Annotated in this window: 1 protein-coding gene and 1 pseudogene; one reads left to right on the top strand and one right to left on the bottom strand. The window is 49.1% G+C overall.

What is annotated here, in order from left to right:
- Window positions 1-822, top strand: an 822-nt coding sequence (locus tag CW742_RS13430; protein WP_292421223.1) for a metal-dependent hydrolase, incomplete at its 5' end; no start/stop codon positions are given.
- A 134-nt stretch (window positions 823-956) separates the two neighbouring features.
- On the opposite strand, the pseudogene CW742_RS13425 reads toward CW742_RS13430, so the two are convergent.
- A pseudogene (locus tag CW742_RS13425) lies at window positions 957-1,321 on the bottom strand (O-phosphoserine--tRNA ligase); the annotation flags it as partial.

Genomic DNA, 1,321 nt, shown 5'->3' with positions numbered 1-1,321 from the left:
GAATTAATCCTGTCCGGGATTGTCGGGACTGTCATCATTGATATCGATGTCCTGTTCACCCGGCTGTCCGATAAAAACCCAAGGTACTATATCTTTACCCATGGGGGATTCACCCACAGCATTGCAGGGAGCAGTCTGGTCGCATTTCTTGCAGCAGGAACCGCAATCGGGATAATGGGTATTGCCAGCCCTGCCGGGACGATTCCGGGATTTTCTTCATGGCTGCTGATCGTTATTGTCTTCCTTATCGGTGCTTGGCTTCATGTAGGGATGGATTTCCTTGCGTGTCCCGGAGTTCCGCTTTTCTACCCTTTTACGGACCGGAAGTTCACCCTCGGCATATTTGCCGGTCCGAACCTGTTTATTATGGCGGGAACCGTTGTCTTCACTATCGCGCTCCTCACCGGAATAGTGGATCTTTCCGGTTTTTTCCCCTATGGTGTTTTTTTCCTCTCCGTTATCGCGGCCGGGATATTATTGAAACTCTACGTAAAAGTTACCTGGAAGGGACATGCCATCCCGACCATGAACCCGAACCGGTGGCTGCTCATATATGAAAATGAGGGTTCCTATACTGTCAGATTTCGAAAACTTTTTGGAACGGAACATTCCAAGGAGTTCATCTTTCAGAAATACCATGGTATTCAACCGGCGGAAATAAACCCCTACAAAAAAGTTCCCGAAGTAAAACGCTTGCGATACCATTCCTTTTTGATGACTGTCGAAAAGAATGAGAATTCGATTATCTTCCGTGATCCGGTCAGAGAGGCCGGGATTATCTGGTACCCTCCCGGTTTCAAGAGTCTGGTAATTTTGGGTTGAGCATCAGACCGGGAAAGTCTCTCCCTCAGGGAAGGATTCCCCGGCACACCATCGTTTCTCTCAATAGTGGGAGGGGGACAGGTCATGAGCAGGATGAAGGAGAATCCTGACCCGAATCAAAAAGAAACAGGGTACTATTCAAAGACCACAGATCTGACGGTCATAAAAACCGGGCCCCGGACATCCACTTTCTTCTTGGTATCCGTTATCGTGCGCATCGCATATTCTTCGACCTTCAGGTTGATGTCACTTGGCAGTTTTGCCATCTTAACCTGTATGGTTGTTCCCATACCGCACCGTGCCGCCTCCTCTATTCTTGCTGCAGCAAGAGCAGATACTGCACGAAGATATGAAATTCCGGTTGGGACACCCTTTTCCCGCACTTCTTTCCATTTTTCAGCATCGGGAACACCGAGAATCGATCCATCGTGAACAAAAATCCCGTTCAGGCAGGCGGGACCAAGGAGTCCTGTCTTGGATTCCGGCCCTTCTACCGTGA

The organism is Methanoregula sp., assembly GCF_002835825.1.
GTDB lineage: Archaea > Halobacteriota > Methanomicrobia > Methanomicrobiales > Methanospirillaceae > Methanoregula.
The sequence above is the reverse complement of the archived record's forward strand: the minus strand, read 5'-3'. Positions and strand labels throughout refer to the sequence as shown.